Source organism: Phyllobacterium sp. YR620, from assembly GCF_900104165.1.
Lineage (GTDB): Bacteria > Pseudomonadota > Alphaproteobacteria > Rhizobiales > Rhizobiaceae > Phyllobacterium > Phyllobacterium pellucidum.
Window position 1 is genome coordinate 457,907 of record NZ_FNJP01000001.1, and the last position, 19,789, is coordinate 477,695.

General features: G+C 57.2%; 20 protein-coding genes and 1 pseudogene. 10 read left to right on the forward strand and 11 right to left on the reverse strand.

Translation table 11 applies throughout. From position 1 onward, the window contains the following. Positions 1-347 precede the first annotated feature (347 nt). The 6 genes from BLR72_RS02110 to BLR72_RS02135 all read left to right on the forward strand — a co-directional run bounded on the left by BLR72_RS02110 (position 348) and on the right by BLR72_RS02135 (position 5,365). A complete protein-coding gene (locus tag BLR72_RS02110) occupies positions 348-863 on the forward strand; it encodes an Lrp/AsnC family transcriptional regulator (RefSeq protein ID WP_091944618.1) in 516 nt (171 codons plus the stop codon). A gap of 160 nt (positions 864-1,023) precedes the next feature. Beyond that, positions 1,024-1,815 (forward strand): ABC transporter substrate-binding protein, encoded by a 792-nt coding sequence (locus tag BLR72_RS02115; RefSeq protein ID WP_027232809.1) that lies wholly within the window; start codon positions 1,024-1,026, stop codon positions 1,813-1,815. Between the two features lie 96 nt (positions 1,816-1,911). Then, positions 1,912-2,589, forward strand: a complete 678-nt coding sequence (locus BLR72_RS02120) for an amino acid ABC transporter permease (protein WP_027232810.1) — start codon at positions 1,912-1,914, stop codon at positions 2,587-2,589. After that, on the forward strand, positions 2,586-3,260 hold the full coding sequence (locus tag BLR72_RS02125; RefSeq protein WP_091944621.1) for an amino acid ABC transporter permease: 675 nt from the start codon (positions 2,586-2,588) through the stop codon (positions 3,258-3,260). Before BLR72_RS02120 ends, BLR72_RS02125 begins: the two co-directional genes overlap by 4 nt. 28 nt (positions 3,261-3,288) lie before the next feature. Continuing rightward, positions 3,289-4,017 (forward strand): amino acid ABC transporter ATP-binding protein, encoded by a 729-nt coding sequence (locus tag BLR72_RS02130; RefSeq protein ID WP_091944624.1) that lies wholly within the window; start codon positions 3,289-3,291, stop codon positions 4,015-4,017. Between the two features lie 64 nt (positions 4,018-4,081). After that, complete coding sequence (locus BLR72_RS02135) at positions 4,082-5,365, forward strand: NAD(P)/FAD-dependent oxidoreductase (protein WP_091944627.1); 1,284 nt, start codon at positions 4,082-4,084, stop codon at positions 5,363-5,365. Between the two features lie 322 nt (positions 5,366-5,687). Here BLR72_RS02135 and BLR72_RS22165 read toward each other — a convergent pair whose 3' ends face one another. Continuing rightward, positions 5,688-6,089 (reverse strand): hypothetical protein, encoded by a 402-nt coding sequence (locus BLR72_RS22165; RefSeq protein WP_139202486.1) that lies wholly within the window; start codon positions 6,087-6,089, stop codon positions 5,688-5,690. 572 nt (positions 6,090-6,661) lie between these two features. On the opposite strand from BLR72_RS22165, the pseudogene BLR72_RS02140 reads away from it, so the two are divergent. Continuing rightward, positions 6,662-7,063, forward strand: a pseudogene (locus BLR72_RS02140) (helix-turn-helix domain-containing protein); the annotation flags it as partial. A 168-nt stretch (positions 7,064-7,231) separates the two neighbouring features. Here BLR72_RS02140 and BLR72_RS02145 read toward each other — a convergent pair. Genes BLR72_RS02145 through BLR72_RS02155 form a run of 3 tightly spaced genes read right to left on the reverse strand, consistent with a single transcriptional unit; the run spans position 7,232 to position 10,186 of the window. Beyond that, positions 7,232-7,984, reverse strand: coding sequence for an ABC transporter ATP-binding protein (locus BLR72_RS02145; RefSeq protein WP_091944630.1), 753 nt, complete (start codon positions 7,982-7,984; stop codon positions 7,232-7,234). Continuing rightward, complete coding sequence (locus tag BLR72_RS02150; RefSeq protein WP_091944633.1) at positions 7,978-9,048, reverse strand: FecCD family ABC transporter permease; 1,071 nt, start codon at positions 9,046-9,048, stop codon at positions 7,978-7,980. Before BLR72_RS02150 ends, BLR72_RS02145 begins: the two co-directional genes overlap by 7 nt. Positions 9,049-9,055: 7 nt before the next feature. Beyond that, positions 9,056-10,186 carry an ABC transporter substrate-binding protein gene (locus tag BLR72_RS02155; protein WP_091944636.1) on the reverse strand — a complete coding sequence of 377 codons (1,131 nt, stop codon included), beginning with the start codon at positions 10,184-10,186 and terminating at the stop codon, positions 9,056-9,058. Between the two features lie 195 nt (positions 10,187-10,381). Between BLR72_RS02155 and BLR72_RS02160 the strand changes: the two genes are divergently transcribed. The 3 genes from BLR72_RS02160 (at position 10,382) to BLR72_RS02170 (ending at position 14,194) form a co-directional block, all read left to right on the forward strand. Further along, on the forward strand, positions 10,382-11,656 hold the full coding sequence (locus tag BLR72_RS02160) for an MFS transporter (RefSeq protein ID WP_244506598.1): 1,275 nt from the start codon (positions 10,382-10,384) through the stop codon (positions 11,654-11,656). Between the two features lie 93 nt (positions 11,657-11,749). Then, positions 11,750-12,862 carry a threonine aldolase family protein gene (locus BLR72_RS02165; protein WP_091944639.1) on the forward strand — a complete coding sequence of 371 codons (1,113 nt, stop codon included), beginning with the start codon at positions 11,750-11,752 and terminating at the stop codon, positions 12,860-12,862. A 126-nt stretch (positions 12,863-12,988) separates the two neighbouring features. Further along, positions 12,989-14,194 (forward strand): NAD/NADP octopine/nopaline dehydrogenase family protein, encoded by a 1,206-nt coding sequence (locus tag BLR72_RS02170; RefSeq protein ID WP_091944643.1) that lies wholly within the window; start codon positions 12,989-12,991, stop codon positions 14,192-14,194. A 200-nt stretch (positions 14,195-14,394) separates the two neighbouring features. On the opposite strand, the gene BLR72_RS02175 is transcribed toward BLR72_RS02170, so the two are convergent. Genes BLR72_RS02175 through BLR72_RS02205 form a run of 7 tightly spaced genes read right to left on the reverse strand, consistent with a single transcriptional unit; the run spans position 14,395 to position 19,714 of the window. After that, a complete protein-coding gene (locus BLR72_RS02175) occupies positions 14,395-14,664 on the reverse strand; it encodes a flagellar biosynthetic protein FliQ (RefSeq protein WP_027233065.1) in 270 nt (89 codons plus the stop codon). A gap of 2 nt (positions 14,665-14,666) precedes the next feature. Further along, a complete protein-coding gene (gene flgD, locus BLR72_RS02180) occupies positions 14,667-15,068 on the reverse strand; it encodes a flagellar hook assembly protein FlgD (protein ID WP_091925119.1) in 402 nt (133 codons plus the stop codon). After that, complete coding sequence (flbT, locus tag BLR72_RS02185; protein WP_091944646.1) at positions 15,065-15,505, reverse strand: flagellar biosynthesis repressor FlbT; 441 nt, start codon at positions 15,503-15,505, stop codon at positions 15,065-15,067. The genes flgD and flbT overlap by 4 nt, the downstream gene beginning before the upstream one ends. A gap of 2 nt (positions 15,506-15,507) precedes the next feature. Continuing rightward, on the reverse strand, positions 15,508-15,852 hold the full coding sequence (gene flaF / locus BLR72_RS02190; RefSeq protein ID WP_027233068.1) for a flagellar biosynthesis regulator FlaF: 345 nt from the start codon (positions 15,850-15,852) through the stop codon (positions 15,508-15,510). 43 nt (positions 15,853-15,895) lie between these two features. Beyond that, positions 15,896-16,945 (reverse strand): flagellar hook-associated family protein, encoded by a 1,050-nt coding sequence (locus BLR72_RS02195; RefSeq protein ID WP_091944649.1) that lies wholly within the window; start codon positions 16,943-16,945, stop codon positions 15,896-15,898. A gap of 2 nt (positions 16,946-16,947) precedes the next feature. Beyond that, on the reverse strand, positions 16,948-18,420 hold the full coding sequence (gene flgK, locus BLR72_RS02200; protein WP_091944652.1) for a flagellar hook-associated protein FlgK: 1,473 nt from the start codon (positions 18,418-18,420) through the stop codon (positions 16,948-16,950). 31 nt (positions 18,421-18,451) lie between these two features. Next, positions 18,452-19,714 carry a flagellar hook protein FlgE gene (locus tag BLR72_RS02205; RefSeq protein ID WP_027233071.1) on the reverse strand — a complete coding sequence of 421 codons (1,263 nt, stop codon included), beginning with the start codon at positions 19,712-19,714 and terminating at the stop codon, positions 18,452-18,454. Between the last annotated feature and the right edge of the window lie 75 nt (positions 19,715-19,789).

Consider the following 19,789-nt stretch of genomic DNA (forward strand, 5'->3'; position numbering starts at 1 on the left):
TACCCGTGAGCAGGATTTTCCAAGTCTTTTATTCAACAGGTGGTTTTAGACATGCCTGAGATATTTCGGTGTACAAACGTGGTTTCGGTTTCGAAAATGACTGCGTAACCATCAGCTCCCATAGATCGATAGGATTTTGCAATGGATGGCCTCGCTCAAATGGAAGGGGCGAATTTCCGATGCCGTCAACGAATTGACTTTACTGCGAAAGATCTGCGCGTGCTCGGGATTGGGGCATTGCTACATTATGAGCCAGTCAATTCATTGCATTAGAAAAAAATTGGTATAAGTTCGCTAATAATGGGAAAGATACCGTCAAACTTTTTTCCTTTTATGAAAGAATTAAATTGAGAGAACACCTTGACCATACGGATCGCAAACTCGTGCAATTGCTGTCGCAAGATGCGCAGGTCGGCGTGAACCGTCTCGCCGAGGGCATGGCGATCTCAGTGCCAACCGTGCGCTCGCGCCTTCGCAACCTTCTGGGCCAAAACCTTATCAAAATTGTTGGACTGCTGAATCTGTCTGAGCGACCCGAATTAATTTCTGCGATCGTCGGTATCAATGCCAAAGGACATGGCCGTGCACGCGAGATTGCGCTTCGTATTGCAGAGCTCCCGTTCGTTAACTCAGCATGCGTTGTAACCGGACGTTTCGACATAATCGTTGATGTTGTCGTGGCTGGGGATGTCGCTGACCTCTATCGCGTCACGAGCGAACTGATCCCGGGAGTTGGTGAACCGGGCGAGATCACGCGTACGGAAACATTCGTTGTCATGGCAGCCTGTAACAAATGGGTCAGTCTGCCCAAGGGGTGTTGGTCAAGTGGTCCCGAGGTGCCTGTGCGCGCCGTGGCGACTTGATCGCTTTCATTTATTTCAAAGGGGGTACCTCGAGGAGCGAAGTCTTGGCGAAGGAAATCCGAATACTTCGACTAAGTCTGCGACGTTCTGGGAGACTGCGGACGTCGGAAGCAAGTGCCCAATAGGGCGGGAACATTTAACATCACAGGGAGGAATATTAATGAAGATCGCCAAACTATTTGTCGCAAGCCTGGCACTGCTAACCACTGCAAGCCTCGCGAACGCCGGATCTCTCGACGACATAACCAAGCGCGGAGAACTCCGGGTCGCAGTTCAGACCCAGGGCCCTCCTTTTTCCATGGTCGACCAGGCGGGGAAACGCACGGGCAGCTCTGTCGAGCTTGCCGAACTGATGGCGAAGGAAATGGGGGTAAAAATCACGTTCCAAGATTATGATTGGGACGGTCTGATCCCAGCGTTGCTTTCCGGCAAGGCCGATCTGCTTGTTGCAGACATGACCCCAACACTGGCGCGGGCGATGAAGGTGGCCTTCACCAAGCCTTTCATGTACACTGGAAGCGCTGTCTTTGCCAAAACTGACAGCAAGTTCGGCACCATGGATGCATGTAAAGCCAAGGGCACGAAAATCGCCGTGCTTCTCGGAGCGACCGGCGAAAAGGTGGCAAAGGAGACTTTCCCTGATGCCGAAATCAAGAGTTATAAGGGCGGTGGCCCGCTCCTGCTCGATGCTGTCGTTAATGGCCAGGCTGATTGCGGCGTAAACGATGTCTCGGCGGTCAAGGGTCAACAGGCCGCCTATCCTGCAGGAAGCATCACCATCATGCCGGAAGTCCTGTCGAAAGAGCCGCTGGCTTTCGCCACACGCTATGACGAACAGGACCTTCTCGTTTGGATGAACCTCTTCCTCGACCAAGTAGCACTCGATGGCCGTCTGCAGAAGAACCTGGATTACTGGGTAAATTCGGAAGATTGGAAGAAAGACCATCAATAGCAGGTCGCTGACGGCGTTGCGTGGAGCGGGTTCGCCTCACGCGCGCCGTCTGGCCGCTTTTTAGCGCCTGTCCCGCCGCCTGAGGAATCTTCCGGCATGCTAGAAAACTTCAGCTTCCGCACCATCGTCGAATATCTGCCCCTGTTCGGGCAGGGATTTGCTGCAACGCTGTGGCTGTCGATTGTTTCGTTCGGCGGCGCCCTCGCTATCGGCATCACCCTTTGTGCGATGAACTTGCAGCGTTCGCAGCTTTTGCAACTTCCGGCAAAAATCTATATCGACGCGATCCGTGCGACACCGCTGCTGGCACAGCTTTATTTTCTTTATTTCGGCCTGCCACGGCTTGGTTTCGTGTTGCCGGAGCTTTTCGTCGGCATCCTCGCATTGGCTTTAAACAGCGGTGCCTACATTGCCGAGATCATCCGCGCTGGCATCCTGTCGATTTCGCGTGGACAGGTGGAGGCAGGCATTGCGTCCGGGATGACCTATTCCCAGCGCATGCGCTTGGTGATCCTGCCACAGGCCTTCCGGGTAACCATTCCGCCGCTGCTCGGACAAGCCATCGTTTTAGTGAAAGACTCGGCGTTGCTGTCCTTGATTTCTGTAGCCGAACTGACGAGGGCAGGCCAGTTGCTGGCGTCCGACAGGTTCATGCCCGCAGAGGGCTTCATCACGACAGCTGCGTGCTATCTCGTCCTTTATTACGGATTGAAATCCGTGGCAGCATTCTCGGCGCGCTGGCTAGGCGCCCGACCGACCGGGAGTCGCACATGATCTGGTTCCAGCTCCAGAGCCTGATTGGCAGCTATCCGTTGGCGTTGCGGGGGCTCGGCATGACGATTGCCCTTTCTGGGATAAGTCTGCTGCTCGGTACCATCCTTGGCTTTGCGCTCGGTGTCCTGCGCACGAGCGGCAGCCGCTTGTTGGATTCTGCTATCGGATTGTGGGTCGACCTGATCCGGGGAACCCCATTCCTCGTGCAAATCTTCCTGATCTTCTTCATCCTGCCGGAACTTGGTGTTGAGCTCGATGCCTTCACTGCCGGCATTATAGCCCTGACTAACCTCGCGGCTTGCTTCATTTGCGAGATCGTTGCCGCAGGTATCCGTTCGGTGCCGACCGGACAAGTTGAGGCTGCGCTCGCGTCGGGCCTGTCGCAGTGGCAGCGAATGCGACAGGTGGTACTGCCGCAAGCGATGCGTGTTTCCCTGCCGCCGCTTGTTGGCCAATATGTGCTTCTCATCAAGGATTCGTCTGTTGTTTCCGCTATCGGCCTGACGGATCTCACCCGGGTCGGCTGGCTTGTGGTTCAGCGAGTACCCAATGGATTGCTCGTGTTCGCAATTGTCGGCATCGGTTATTTTGTCGTGTGCTATCCGCTCATCGTGCTCGCCCGCCGTCTGGAGAGACGCATGGGCGCCGCCCATGGCGAGGTGCAATTGTGACGTGTTCTATCAACGAAAGCAGCAAGTTATGATCGAGTTTCACGGCGTGAACAAATGGTTCGGCGCGCTTCATGTTCTCAAGAATATCACGCTTAGTGTTGAGCAGCGCGAAGTCGTGGTCGTGTGCGGCCCAAGCGGTTCGGGCAAGAGCACGCTGATCCGCTGCATTAATGGACTCGAGACGATCAAGGAAGGCGACCTTATCGTCGATGGACAGCGTATCGGCGACCGCGCCACCAACATGATCGAACTGCGTACCGAAATTGGCTTCGTTTTCCAGGCTTTCAATCTTTATCCACATAAGACGGCGCTCGAAAACGTAACGCTCGCTCCGATCCATGTACGAAAAATCGCTCGCAGTGAGGCCGAGGCTTCGGGCCGCGAGATGCTGGCGAAAGTCGGGCTCGGCGATAAGTTTAACGCCTATCCGTCTGAGCTTTCCGGCGGCCAGCAGCAACGTGTCGCTATCGCGCGCTGCCTTTGTATGCGCCCGAAAATCATGCTCTTCGATGAGCCTACGTCAGCTCTCGATCCAGAGATGATCAGTGAGGTCCTGGACGTGATGGTGAGCGTCGCCGAAGAGGGCATGACCATGATGGTGGTGACCCATGAGATGGGTTTTGCCCGTAAAGTTGCGCATCGGGTCGTATTCATGGATGAGGGCGCTATCGTAGAAACCGGTACACCGGAAGAGTTTTTCTCAGACCCGAAGACGGATCGCAGTCGCACCTTTCTGAGTAAGATTCTACGTCATTGATTGTCGACCCTCTAACAGGGAGACTCAAAGCCGTGTGTTACTTTGTGACCTGGAAGCCAGAGCAATGAGTTATATCGATACTTTCTACCGGCGAACGATAGATGACAACTACACCTATCCGGCACTGTCTGGCGTCGCGGAATGCGAGACCTGCGTTATCGGCGCCGGCCTCGCCGGTGTAACGACGGCTCTGCAGTTGCTAAAGGCCGGGCAGACAGTGGTTCTGGTGGAAGCCGAACGCATCGGCTGGGGTGCTTCAGGACGCAATGGCGGTTTTGTAAGTCCGGGTTATGCCAATGACGGTGATGCGATCGAGCGTGTCGTGGGCCCTGACCACGCTCGCAAACTCCACGCCCTGTCTATCGAAGGCATGAAGTTCGTGCGCGATACAATTGATGAACTTGAGATTGCCAGCGCAGCTCCCACGCACGGAATAATGAGAGTGGTGCGCTATGAAAACAGCCAAGCTCTTCTCGCGCATGCCGGCTATCTCCAGCGCGAATTTGATTATTCAGTCGAGTATATGAGTCGGGACCAGGTACAGGAGGTGCTTCACTCGAAACGCTATTTCCAGGCACTGCGTGATCCACACGCGTTTCACGTGCATCCGCTGAATTACCTTCGTTCTTTGGCGCGGGAAATCCAGCGGCTTGGCGGAAGAATATTTGAAGGCAGCCCGGCCTTATCCTGCGATTTAAGTCGATCCGAGAAGATCGTGCGGACAAATCGAGGCGAGATAAGAACGCGACGTGTCATCGTTGCAAGCGGAGGGTACACAACAGGATTGTTTCCGAAAATAAAACGCAGCTTTCTGCCTATTGCCACCTATGTCATGCTGACCGAAGAAGCGCCGGACCTCATCCGCCAGGCTGTCACCACGACCGACGCAGTTGGTGACAATCGGCGAGCCGGCGATTACTATCGCATCGTCGACGGCGGCAAGCGTCTGCTCTGGGGCGGGCGCATCACAACTAGAGCCGCGTCGCCTCGGGCGCTCGCCCTTGAACTAAGACGGGAAATGGTGAGCACTTACCCACAGCTTGCTGATTTGAAGATTGAGACTTCCTGGTCCGGGCTAATGTCATATGCACGACACTTCATGCCCCAAATCGGCCAACTATACCCGGACGTGTGGTTCTGCACAGCATTTGGAGGTCATGGACTGAACACCACCGCGATTGCCGGCAAAGTAATCGCTGAGGCCATTCTGCGCCAGTCGGATCGCTATCAGTTGTTTAAACCGTTCGGCCTCGTGTGGGCCGGAGGTCTGGGGGGCTTGTCCGTAGCACAAATTACTTACTGGAAACTCCAAGCACAGGATTGGTGGCGGGAGCGATCGTCAGCATGACCACCCCGTGCTCAGCGCGCCCCCTTTTTCTCAGCCACCACGACTGTTCAAGTGAAAATTGCGGCATCGTTATCTCCGATGCGATGTTGACTACCAGTAAACGGCTACGCGAGCCGATGCCTTTTCGAACCTAGCCGCCATGGGATGGCGCCGTGAAATAATGAGGATTAGCAATAAAAAAGTATATGCCGAATAGACCGACCGCCACCAAAATGGCGAAAAGCAGTGTGTAGCCGACTGCCTTCAATAGTTCAAAATGCCGCCGTGCTAATGGCATGGATGCCTTTTCGGAATTCGCCTAGCGGCAACGAACCAAATGTCGCTATTTCCAACCATTGCGCCGCGCCAACTCGTCAGGTCTATCCAATACGTCCCGTGCGTTGTACAAAGAATCAGGGTCGATTTCGGGCTTGCCATTACAGTCCTTTGGCAAGGTATCGGGCCTATATGTCTCCACTACGATACAGTTTGGAGCAATGCTGACTACTTCTGTTAGCCGAAAAGACGTATAGCCATGTTTAAGGGTAATATTCGCGGCTGCGCGAAATGCTTCTGGACCAGCAAGTTCCAATGGGGTTGGTCCCAAGGTGTCAAGTGCAAACTCATTGGCTGGCAGTCCTGCCTGTTTTGCTATTTTACACGGCTCGACCGGCACCTGTGCGTGGGCCGATGCGGAAGCGATGCATATGTATAACGGCAGTGGACAAATCAATTTGCTTACCATAGCGGTCTCCTTGCGAAGCGCACCACCGCGGTTCCTTTTCGCTAAAATTTGGATTTCAATTGTTCATTTATCCGTCAGAGCCAGAGTATGGAACATTGTTTCCCAACACATGGCAATTGAGCTTTAGTAGTGAAGAAGAATGCAAAAATGTCTTTGCCTAGGAGGCGCTAGCGACGACTATCGTGGTAAGTCGCAGTATTTGATCGCCCAACGAAAGACGTTGACCATCATAGAGAAGAGCTATCACTTTGCGGTTTTCCAACGAGGCGACGTGTAGTCCTTCGCGCGGCCGACAACAGCGCGTTTCAGTGAGACGATTTCGAGAACAATCTTTAAGGAAGAGCTTGCCACCGCTGCGTCCGCGGGGGCGTTAAAAAGAGCAAGCGACGCGAATAGCAAGCATGTGAAAAGAGATTTCATGGTTTTGCCCCATGTTTTGAAAAATGTTGTTATTTCAATACCTTAGTTCCATAATTGGTCTTATGCCGCAAAGGTGTGTTGCCGAGTGGGTTCTAATTTGAAGTGCGACTTGCGAGAGATAACAAGGGCTTATCTCTCCCAGGGAAGGGCACATGAAATGCACCTACTCCCAGAGCGATATGGATGAGCCCCGCAAGATCGCACGCTGGCGGCCGGCCGGCGTCAGTATTGGTCTCATTGCCGCGAAAGTCGGTCGGCATCGCTCGACGATTTTCCGCGAGGTCAAGCGCAATACTTTCGGTGATGGGCAGATGCCGGATCTCAATGGCTACTACTGTGTTAGGGCCAATGACTTGGCGCGCCAGCGACGCGCCAAGTTGCGTAAGCTTAGCCGCTTCGCCCATGTGCGTCAGTCAGTGATCGAGCGGATCATGCACGGCCGGTCGCCGTAGCAGATCGCCGGGCGGATGCGGCTTGAGCGTCACGCCGTCGCGGTCAGCCCCGAGACGATCTACAAATTCGCCTATTCGCCGGACGGCCAGGCGATCAAGCTGTCAGAAGCTACTGGCACAGATGCGCCGCACCGAATAATCTGGTGTTCTCGCAAGTCGCGCTTCGGCATGAATTCACACCGCAAAGTCAGAATGTCCTTCAACCAAATTGCACGATAGCCCGACGGTGATGTCGTCGCTGATTGCGCGCAGCTCCAGCGGATACTTGACCTAGTGCGCCGCCCCATCCACGATGACGTGATCGTGGTTCATCGAACACTTCTCGATCCGGGCATGGACCTTGTAGACCTCGCGCAGCATGGCGACCGAAACCACCTCGTCCGGTTTGCCACAGGCACGCATCCGACCATTCTCGATCACGATAACCCTGTCCGCGAAGCGCAGGGCCTGGTTGAGGTCATGGATGGCAATCAGAACGATCATGCGCTTGCTACGCGCCTGGCGCCGCATCAAATCGAGCACTTCGATCTGGCGGTGAAGGTCGAGCGCGCTGGTGGGCTCGTCCATAAGCATGATTTCCGGTTCGCGAACGAGTGCCTGCGCGATCGAAACCAGTTGGCGTTGCCCTCCGGAAAGTGCGCCGAGGTCAGCGAAGGCAATCGGTGCAATGTTCAGCGCCTCCATGATCTCGTCGATGAGGCGCAAGTCCTCGTCCGCCACAGCCCATGACTGACCCTGCTTGCGGGCGAGCAAGATGGATTCGTAGACGGTCAGCACCGCATTGGCCGACGTATCCTGCGGCATGTAGCTGATGGCGTTAGCGTTCTTCGCGCCCTCGATGATAACGTTTCCTGGCCCCTTCAATATTCCGGCAATCCGCTTGAGAAGCGTCGACTTGCCGGCGGCGTTCGGCCCGATCACCGCTATCACCTCCCCTGAGTTCAACGTCGGGGTGGTAATGTCCCGGACATAGAGCTTGCGGCCGTGGTAGGCGCCGACCGCTTGCAATCGAAGCGCTACCATGAACGGCCCCTGCTCGACAGGATAAGCGCGAAGAAGAACGGCACGCCGACCAGCGCTGTGATGATACCGATCGGGAAAACGACACCCGGTGCGATCGACTTCGAAACGATCGAGGACAGCGACAGGAGCAGCGCACCGGAAAGAATCGAGCCCGGCAGGAAGAACCGCTGGTCCTCGCCGAGAATGATCCGGGCTATGTGGGGTCCCACAAGACCGACAAAGCCAATCGTGCCGACGAAACTGACGGGAACCGAGGCAAGCAGCGAGACGACCAGCATTGTCTCCAGCCGGACACCGCGGACGTTGACGCCGAAGCTCGCCGCCTTGTCCTCGCCGAGCCTTATCGCAGTCAGCGCCCAGGCGTTGCGCGCGAATAGCGGCAGGGCGATCATGAGCACGGCAAGGGTGGTCCAGATCTTAGGCCAAGTCGCCTTGGTGAGGCTGCCCATGGTCCAGAAGACGACGGCGGACAGCGCCTGTTCCGAGGCGAGATATTGCAGGAAGGCGAGCAAGGCGTTGAAGGTGAAGACGAGCGCGATGCCGACCAGCACCACGGTCTGCACGGTCACGCCGCGCATCTGCGAGATGAAATGGATGAAGAGCGTGGCGATCAACGCCATGATGAAGGCATTGACCGGCACCAGAACGCCGGCTGCGATCGGCAGGATGGCAGCGCCGGTGACAATGGCAAGTGCCGCGCCGAAGCTTGCTGCGGCGGAAATGCCGAGTGTGAAGGGGTCGGCAAGCGGATTTGCCAGAATGGTCTGCATCTGCGCGCCGGCAACGGAAAGCGCTGCGCCTGCGATGATCGCCATTGCGGCGACAGGCATGCGGATGTTCCATACGACAGCACGCAGCTGGGGGGAAATGGAATCGGGATCGAAAAGTGTCGAAATAATATCGCACAGACTGTAGCGCGCCGGCCCCCAGGCGAGATCGACGGCGAATGACAGGCACAGCACTGCCGTCATGGCAAAAAGGATTACGAGCTTTCGCCGGACGAGGGCGCGATAGCGGGCCCTTCCGACTTCGGCATCGATCGAGGTTGCAGCGATCCCGGCCATATGCGGGTTAGTTTGCCGCCCTGGCATCCACCCAATAGCCCGGCTGATAAGGGATGGGCAGGAACTTGTCGTGGAACTCCTTGAAAGTGGTGTCCGGATCGAGATCTGCGAAGAGGTCGGGGTGGAACCACTTGGCCAGCTGCTGCACGGCGACGAACTGGTAGGGGCTCGTATAGAACATGTGCCAGATCGCGTGGACGTTGCCGTTGGCGACAGCCTTGGAGCCGGTGAAGGCCGGATCGGTCATCAGTGCATTGAGCGCCTTACGGCTCTCATCGAGCGTCGGCGCAGCGTTAGGACCGACATTAACGTAACCCTTGGCCCCTTCCGTCTCGCTCCAGTTCGTGCCGGTCACCACCACGATGTCGGGATTGGAGGCGATGACTTGTTCAGGGTTGAGTTCGCCATAAAGGCCCGGCACGAAGTCTGAGCCGATATTGTGCCCGCCTGCCTGTTCCACCATCAGACCGAAATTATGCGGGCCGAAGGTAGCGCAACACCCGGTAAGGCCGGCGATGCGATACACCAGCACATTCTGCCTCGCCGGGCTCGCCGCCTTCAGCCTGTCGGTAACGCGCGCCATCTGTTGCTTCCAATAAGCGGCGACGGCTTCGGCGCGATCCTCATGGCCATAGAGCTTTCCAATGATCTTCAGGCTCGGCTCCGTATTCTTGATCATGTCGGCGCGGAAGTCCAGATAGACGATCTTCGCCCCGACCCCGGCGAGCGTCTGCTCAAGTTTGGCTTCTTCCGCCGGAGGCTTCGATTCGATCGGAAGCAGCACGACGTCGGGGTTCAATTTGACGATGGTTTCGGTTTGCAACGTTCCATTGTCCACATTGCCGACGAAAGGCAGCTCCCTCATCTTCGGGAATTTCTGCGCATAGGCATTGAAGCTGTTCTTATCCGTCTTCCACAAATCGTTACGCCAGGCCACGATCTTGGCGAAAGGATCTTCCTTGGCGATCGGTGCGATGGCATGGATCATCAGGCCCTGCCCGAGGACGACGCGCTCAACCGGCCTGTCGAAACTGACTTCGCGGCCCGCAACGTCGATGACTGTGAAGGCTTGGGCCGAAAGCGGCAGAAAACTTGCCAGCAAGGCCGCCGCCGCTGCGGCCATTCTCAAAAAATTCATCCTGAAACTCCCGTACGTCAAAAAACATTTTCAGCCATATTGAAGTTGACTATAATAATCAAGTTTTCTATGTTCGATTCTGGCGTAAACGGCATTATACTTTAGTTATACAATTATACTTTCGTTATACTTTTCGCGCGCCTTCGGGCGACTTTAGCGCGGAAAATCCCTTGCATGGAAGAAGGTTAGCATTTCGTGGCAATTGTAAGTGGCACTTTCCGCTCGCTTCGGAGCTATAATTATCGGGTTTGGGCCATCGGCGCATTCGTCTCAAATATCGGGACGTGGATCCAGCGCACGGCGCAAGACTGGTTGGTACTCACACAACTTACCGATCACAGCGCGGCAGCTGTCGGCATTGTGATGGCGCTTCAATTCGGTCCGCAACTCCTGCTGCTACCCTGGAGCGGATTTGCGGCCGACCACTTCGATCGCCGCAAACTTGTGATGACCACGCAAACGATCCTGGGACTGTTGGCCCTCGTGCTTGGGCTTCTCACAGTGACCGGTCGCGTCGAACTCTGGCACGTCTATGTTCTGGCCTTTGCGCTTGGTTGCACTACGGCGTTCGACGTTCCAGCCCGCCAGACCTTCGTTCCAGAGCTGGTTTCTGAGAGCGACCTGTCAAATGCCGTGGCACTGGATTCCACATCCTTCAATGCCGCCCGCCTGATAGGGCCAACAGTTGCCGGCTTCCTCATCGGCAGCGTCGGCACCGGCTGGGCTTTCCTTCTTAACGCTGCGTCGTTCGCAGCCGTCCTGGGATCTTTGGCACTGCTGCGCCTTGACGATCTTCGGCACTACGTGAGGGCTGCGCGAAAGCCGGGCGGCCTGGGAGAGGGTTTTCGCTATGTTACCGGCCGCGCCGACTTGCGAGCGGTGTGCATCATGCTCTTTCTCGTCGGCGCGTTCTGCATGAACTTCCCGATCTTTATCTCCACCATGTCAGTTACCGTGTTCCACGCCAGCGCGGAACAATTTGGGCTCCTGAGTTCGACGATCGCGGTGGGAACGGTCATCGGCGCGCTGCTTGCGGCCACACGCGAACGTCCGCACGTCGGCATTCTATTCATTTCCAGCGCAGCAATCGGGCTCGCGCTCGGCGCGGCCGCCATGGCGCCCAACCCCTGGTATTTCGGCGCTGCGCTCGCTGTGGTTGGGGTAGCCGTCCTGACCTTTACCACCTCGACGAACACGACGATGCAGCTTGCGACCGACCCGGCGCTGCGCGGCCGTGTTATAGCAATTCGCATTGCGATCCTCGACGGCAGCGTGCCGCTCGGAGCGTTGATTGTCGGGTTTGTCGCGGATGTCGCAGGTCCCCGCTGGGGGCTCGCCGTTGGTGCCTTGGCAGGTGCCGCCGCTGCGGCGGCCGCCGGCCTCTTTCTCGTTCGGCATCGGGGTCTGCGGGTATCCTACGTGGCCCGGCGGATCCGCATCGACTTCGACAATCCCGCCTCAGGGACCTGAATCTGTCAATCGAGCACCGGCATAGCCCCTGCGTGCTCGCAATAACAAGCGATAACTTTCACAAAATATTTCAAGCCCATTGGAGCCGAAAAGATGTTCGTTGATCTTCGCAGTGATACACTGACACAACCCAATATCGCCATGCTCGAGGCAATGCGCTTGGCGAGCGTCGGCGACGACTGCTACGGAGAGGACCCGACAGTTCAAGAGCTGGAACATTTCTGCGCCGATTATTTTGGCACGGAAGCAGCAATGTTCATGCCGACTGGTACCATGAGCAACCAGGTCGCGATTCGGGCGCTGACTAGCCCTGGCGACGAACTGATTCTGGAAGCTGCCTCGCATATCAACTTCTTCGAGGCAGCGCAGACTTCCGACTTCTCCCATGTGAATCTCAATGTGATCCACGCAAAATACGGCCTCCTGATACCTGCCGAAATCATTGACGCCGTCGCCACGAAGGCCCGGTGGAGCGACACCTATGCTCGTCCCCGTCTCCTGATCCTTGAAAATTCCGTCAATGGGCGTGGGGGTAGAGTTTATACTCTCCAGCAAGTCGCCAAACTGACCTCGACTGCCCGGCAGCATGGGATGCTGACTATGCTCGATGGGGCAAGGCTGCTCAATGCCTGCGTGGCGACCGGTGCTTCACCACGCGAATATTGCAAGCAATTTGATGCTGTTTCAGTGTGCTTTGCCAAAGGCCTGGGAGCGCCGTTCGGTTCTGTGCTGCTTGGCTCGCGCGACCTGATCGCCCACGCCAAGCGTTACAGGAAGTGGTTCGGCGGAGCTCTGCATCAGTCGGGGTACATGGCAGCGGCTGCGCTGTTTGCGATAAAGAACAATGTCGAGCGCCTTGCGGAGGATCACGCCAGCGCGCAACTTCTTGCCGCGAGGCTGGAGGGGCTGCCACATATCAGGATTAGCGCGCCCGAGACCAACATCGTCCTGATCGATGTTGCGGAACTAGGGATCACCGCGTCGGACTTCGTTACGCGAGCCCAATCGGCTGCGGTCGGGCTCATTGCCTGGACCCCTCAACTCGTCAGGGCCGTAACCTCCATGAACGTGTCGTCTGCCGACATAGTGGCGGCGACCGATCGTCTCGCTAAAATCATTCAGTCGCTGGCACGCGAGATCCCGGTGGCAGATACGCCTCCGATCCTGCGAAATGGGGAGAGCTTGGGTTCCGATTGGGCGATTTAGCTCAGTTTGTCCAGTCTTCTGAACGGCGCCGGATGGCGAGGCCTACACAGCAACCAGCCAAAGGAGCTGGCGGCACGCCTTCGCCCTATAGGACAATATAGTTTCTGAATAAATGGAGATAAAGGAATGACCGATATCTTGATCGTTGGGGGCGGGCATGTCGGACGCACCCTTTTGGTGGACCTGATTTCAAGTCAGGAAATTCATGGCAAAGATCCGAGACTGCTTTTCTTTCGGTCGAATGAAGTGGATGTAAAAAATCGTATCGCCGAGGCCTCGGGAACGGTTAAGTTCGAGAAGGTGCTGTCGGCCTCAACCATGCATGTTGAGGTCGACCCCAGCCTGTTTAGTTCGTTCGACGACCCCAGGGCTGCGGAGGCGATTTCGACTGCCTCCGTGATCTTCATAACAGTGCCGGACATTCCTGCGCTGCGTCTCGAAATCTTTCGGAAGCTTGGAGCGGATTTCGATCTGAGGGACAAAACCATTGTTCTGGTCAAGGCCGGACAGGCAACCCAGCCAGTGGTCGCGGAAATGATCCGGCGTGGTCATCCTCTTGCCGACGCCGACGTCATTTTCGCGGAAAGCTTTTACGGAACCCGCGCCGAGCAAGAAAGCATCGTAGGCAACCGTAAACTGTCGATAAATATCTCGATCCTTTCCCGCGACCCTGCACGCGCCCTCGACAAGTTGCGCGGGTGCTTTCCGCTGGGAGACCGGATCGGCAAACCGTCCTGGCCGGATTTCACGGTCTTGAGCGGCGTCGATCTGGTGTTCAGCGCGACGGCCTATTTTCTGCATGTCGCTATCGTGCTGCATCCGAGGAACTTCGCCCTTACACAAGCCGGCGTTCAGTACAATCATTATCTTGACGGCATCGACCGATCACTGGCTCAAAAACTCGACGCGATAGACCGGGAACGGGTGGCGCTGGGCCGCGTCTACGGCGTCGAGCTCGAGCGCTTTCCGGAAGTTCTGAACAGGCAGTATGGATTGCCGATCCTGCCGAACTTCTACGACATGATGCAATCGTGCCGCGAGGTCTACAAGTCAATGGCGTCGCCGAAATCCGTTGAATTATTGCAGCGATCGCGTCACATTCTTGAAGATGTCCCCGCGCTCTATACCATCGAATGGTTGATGCAACGTGCCGGCATCGCGATGCCGGCGACGGCCGCCTATGTCGCAGAGGTCAACAAGGCTCTTTCAAGTCTCGATATTGACCAGACTGCCTTAACGGTTCACCGACCCTTGCTGGCTGAAATCCAGGGAGGGCCTCAGGCGATCGTTAATCTTCTCAATGCGCCGCACAGGACGGCAGCCGCGACGTGAGGTGTGCAGATGGCCTGCTACATAGGTGAATCAAGAGCAATGCTACGCGGCTAAAATCTGGATGGAAACGGCCGAATGCCCTGCCCGCCCCAGGAAATCATTTGAACCGTCGGGACGATAATTGCGATGGCGGCGTCCTTCTTGTTGCGCCGACAGGCCGGGGATTCGGAGGCTGCTTAGGTGTAAAGCCATATCGCCCTTTAGGAGAATCCGTGCTCGATGCGTGAGTATACGAGCAGAGTGAGCGTGTTGATCTGCGAGCCGACGAAGGGCGCCGTCAGCGCGAGCACGGCGAGAATCGCAAGGATCTTCGGCACGAAAGTCAGCGTGATCTCCTGGATCTGCGTCAGCGCCTGAAACAGCGCGATGCACACGCCAGCAAACATCGCGGCGCCGACGGCCGGACCGGAGGCGACAATCACGGTCCAGATGGCCTGATTGACGATATCGAGGGCGTCGGCTTCGTTCATCGTCAGCTGACCACGATGCCGGCGGTGATCGGCAGCGTCGCGCCGCCCTTCAGCGTTGCGATCATGCCGTCATTGTAGATGCGCACGGATTCGACGACACCGCTGATCTTTCCGTCGGCGCTGGTGACAGTCCGGCCGATAATGCCGTCGGCCTGCTGCAGCGAGGAACTGGCCAGAAGCTGGTCGAGTTTCGTGTTGGTCTGCACCGCCTGTTCGACACTGGAGAACTGGGCAAGCTGCGTGACCTGCTGGGTTGCATCCATCGGCTGGGTCGGATCCTGGTTCTTCATCTGCGCGACCAGCAGCTTCAGGAAAGTCTGGTAGTCGACACCCGGACCGTTTGTCTTGCTGGTGTCGTTGTTCGTATTCGTCTGTTGTGTGCCGACGGGCGGAACAGTGGTCATGCGTGTGCCTCCGGCCTCACGGCCTTGTCCGTTTGAGATGGAATGATGGGCGGGGCTTCGCCTGCGAGTATCTGGGCTTCCAGGGTGTAAAGCAGCCGGATCGATTTCAGCGCCTCGAAGACACGGTCGTTGAAGACTAGCTCGTCGATCAGCTTGAGCTCCTTGAGCATCCGCTGATTTTCGAAGGTCGTCAGCAAGGAAGTCAGCATGCGCTTGAATGTGCGATGAGCCTCGTCCTTGATTGCCGGGTTGATCAGCATGATCTGTGCCGCAAAATAGAGCTGGCGCAGCGGCGTCGTGGTCTCATCGGCCTGCATGACGTGGGTTTCAAGCAGGAAACTCACGTCGTTCATGAATTCGAGCGAGACCTTGCGGTCGGCGCGCAGCACGGCGCCGTTGACATAGATCTTTTCACCGGCACGAAGCGAGATCTTCATGATCAGAGTCCGTCCCGTATCGTTCGGGTGATTTCGATGATGCTGTCGTAATCGGTCGACGTTTCCTGGCGGATCGCCTCGAGTTCCTTGAGGATGAAGATGCCGATCGAGATAAGCGAGGCACGCAGCTCTGGCGGCAATCCGTTGGCGGGGCTGCCGAGATCTTCGAGAACGAGCATCCACAGCCGCGAGGTGAACTGAACGGCCTCGATGCCCTTGAACGAATACCCGCCCTCGTCGCGCGCCTCCTCAAGCATCATGATCGACTGATCAAACAGCGAACGCTCGGTTTCCCTGGCGTTGTCGGCGCCGTCGCTCATGATGTCATCGTATCGGGCCTGGTACATGTTTGTTTCCGTTCACCAGCCGGCGCAGTGATTGCGCTGGTCACTATTTCAGATAGTTGAGCAAGCTCAGGCTTTGAATCTTGACGGTCAGTGCATAAGACGCCTGGATCTGTGTTGTAAGCGCATTCACGCGGGTGGCGGCCTCATTCGGATCGACGGCTTCAAGGTCGAGCACGGAGCTGTTGAGGACATTGAGCTGCACAGCCAGCCGGTCAGTCGCATCCTTGGTGCGGGCCTGCGCATTGCCGAGGAACGCCTGCGTGTCGGCGAGTGCGGTAATGGCGTCGGTCGTCGTCTTCGATGCCTTGCCGACGACTTCATCAAGGGCGGATTGGCTGAGCCCGATATTGCCCAGCTCCGCAACCATTGTCATTGCCATCGCCATCTGCCGGAAGCCGGCGCTGTTGGCGCTGACCGAGGTTTCGGCGATTTCGGTGGGTGCAATGCGGCTCTTGACGAGTGTATCGGAGGCCGACGACCAGTTTGCCGACCATGAGGCGGCGTCGAATTCGCCGGCAAAGGCAGTGTCGAGATAGTCCTTCATGGCGGCGGGCGCAATATTGGCTGTCTGCGGATCCGTGGTCGGAAAGCCGAAATAGTCCTGGAACGACTGCAGGACAGCGGCTCGAGCCGGACCTCCCGCAGCGTCATAATCGGCAAGCGGCTTCACGTCGGTGTTGACACCCGCAAAAATATACTCGCCATTGAAGCTCGAATTGAGCAGCTCCGTCGTCGATTGCATCAGGTTTTTGGCCTTGTCGACAGCGACTGCCCTGCCCGCTGCACCACCTGACATTGCCGTCACCGTGCTCAGAAGGTCTTGCGTTCCCTTGATGATGCTGGTGAGCGCATTCTGCGACGTGGTCATTCGCTCCTTGATGACGCCATTCGTGTCGGTCAGGACGGACAGGCGGTCATATTCCTTGCGCAGTGAGATGGACTGGCCGGTGCGGCTGCCAAGGGTCAGCCCCTTGTCGAAAACGAAGCCGGTCGTTCCCTCCTGCTGTGCCTTGATCAGCTCGGATTGGGCCTTTGCCAGAATGTTGCGGGTCGCATTTGCCAGCATATAGGAGGAAACGGATTGGGTTTTCATATCTATGACGCCGCCTGAAGGAGTTCTTTCAACATGGAGTCGATCGTGGAGATGATCCGCGCCGACGCACTATAGGAATGCTCGAGATCCAGGAGCGACTGCATTTCGGTGTCGATGTTGACGCCGGTCGCATTGGAGATGGCATCGCTCGCCCTGGAAGCCAGAATGCCATTGTATTCGTTGGTCTGCGTTGCAGACTGCCGCTTTGCCTCAAGCGAACTTATGGAGGCAGAGGAGAAGTCGAGCAGGCTCTTGTTGTTGCCGCCGTTCGCAGTTGGATCGTAAATGCGCGGTGAGGTGATCGCACCGATCAAATTCTGGAGACGTACCGAAAACCCGGCGGAGCCGTCGGGATTCTGGACGTAGTCCGGATTGGCCGGCACTGTGCCGCCGTCGCGCAGAAGCGCGGGATTGCCGCCTTCGCTCAGGACATAGGCCGATGAAACCTTGATGGTGCCGGCGAGACCCGGAAGGATCGCGCCGTCCGCTGGCATTGCCGGCGCGCCGGGATAAGTGAATAGGCCCGGCACTGTCGGCAGCGTCGGCGGCGTCTTCTGATCGGACTCGGCGAACGTGCTGACGAGGCTGCGCGCAATCTCGTCGAGCTGCTTCTGATAATCGGGCGCGACCTGGTCGCGTAGCTGCAGCAATCCGGAAAGGCGTCCCGTGCCATAGGGCTGCTGGAACGTGTCGTGCGTCAGCGGCACGCCATCGATATAGACCTGGTTGCCCGAAGTGCCGGCGCTGAAGGCGCTGGTTGGCGTGAAGCTGACGGCGCGCGGCTTGCCTTCGAACAACGAGACGCCGTTCTGGGCAAAGATCACCATATCGTTGTCGCCGCGAACGAGCGTCGTGATGCCGATTTCGCCGGAAATCTGCTTGAGCAGGCCGTCGCGTTCGTCGAGCGCGTCCGACACGTCAGTGCCGGAACGCGTGCCGTTGATCACCTTGGTGTTTACCGTTTCGAACTTGGCAAGCAGCGTATTCAAGTTCTTGACGGAGTCCGCGATGTCGGTATCGGCGTCCTGCCGCAGTTTCTGGATTTCGTCGTTGCCCCGGTTCAGGGCATTGGCAAGGTCGGCGGCTTTCGTGACCGCGGCCTGTCCTACCGTCGTATCGCTTGGCTTGTTCGCATAGAGCTGCAGGGCATCCCGCAGATCGCCAAGCAGGGCACTTGGCGACCCCGATGCGTCATTGGCGGAGTAGATGCCGGAAAGGCGGTCAAGACCGCCCTGAAGCGTGTCCGAGGCGCCGAGCTGGCTGTTGCTCTCGATATACTTGGACAGGAGCGCATCATCGGCGGAGCGGGTGACCGAGAGATATGTCAAGCCGCCTGGACCGCTGACCACCGAGCCGATGCGTCGGGTGAAATTGGGATCGTTGGCGCCGGCAATATTGCGCGACACCAAAGCAGTCTGCTTCGAAACGGTCGTTATCGCACCTTGAGCGGTGTTGAGCGCCGAAGTTAGTGACATACCCTTTGTCCAATCGCCATGAGTTGTTCAACTACCTTTTTAGATTGACCAGCACGTCCATCAGGTCCGCGCCCGTCTGGAAGACCTTGGAATTCGCCGTATAGTTGCGCTGGGCCTCGATCATGTCGGTCAGATCCTGCGCGATATCGGCCGTCGACTGTTCGAGAGCACCCGAGTTCAGGTTGCCGAAGCTGCCCGTGCCGGGGAATCCAACCTGGATGTCGCCGGAGTCAGCACTCGGCGAGAACACGTTGCCGGACATAACGAGCAGATTGTCGGGACTTGGGACATCGGCAAGCGCGATCTTGTAGATCGCTCGCTTGGCGCCGTTCTTGTAGATCGCCATGACCGTGCCATCAGCACCGATGTCGACATTGTCAATCGGGCTCGGAGAGTTGCCGTCAACCTTGACCTGGATGGGCGTATAATCGCCTGCGAGCTGCTTCGTCGCGGAGAAATCGATCTCGAGCGCCTGGCCATTTGGAACGTTGATCGAGATGGACTGGTCGGTGGAGTTCAGCTTCCCGGTCACGGCGTCGAACGTATAGTTCTCGGTGGTCAGCGGCGTTGCCGGCGTATAGGGGAAGCCACCCGAGGCCGCCGCATTGGCATGGTCATAGGCCGCGACTTCCCACGCATTATCTGCGGTCTTGGTGAAATAGAGGTCGACGACCACGACATTGCCGAGATTATCGAATGTCTGGATCGACGTTTTCGCCGTGTACTTGGCCGAGGCGGTGGCGTTCGCCGGCGGACGGTCAGCCGCTGCTACGATGTCCGCGCCTGCCGGAAGATTGGCGGTGAAGATACCGGTACGGCTTGGATCCGCGATGAGGTCGTTCTGGGCAATGCTGATTTTTTCGAGACCCTGGTAGCCGTTGGCGACAGGATTCACATTGCCGTTGGTGATTGGATAGCCCATCAGGTAATAGCCTGCCGTATTCACCAGGTTGCCCTGCGGGTCCGGGACGAATGACCCTGCACGCGTGAGATATGGCGTGCCGCTCGAATTGCTGACGATGAGAAAACCCTTCCCCTGCAGGGCGAGGTCGGTCGACGACGTCGTGTAACGCAGGGACCCATCTTCGGAAATGTGGTGGCGGACCGTGGTTTCGATGCCACCCGAATTATACTCGCCGCCCGAGCTTGGCAGCACGAGCGAGGAAAACTCGGTGCTTGCCCGCTTGTAGCCGGTCGTACTGGAATTGGCGATGTTGTCCGAGACGGCCGACAGGCGGTTGGCCTGGCCGTTCATGCCCGAAATGCCGGTTCGCATCATTCCATAGAGGCTCATATCCGTCTCCTTGCGTCACACCTTGCGTACAAGATCGTTATCCTGCGATTCTTGCGCGAAGCTGACGCCTTGTAG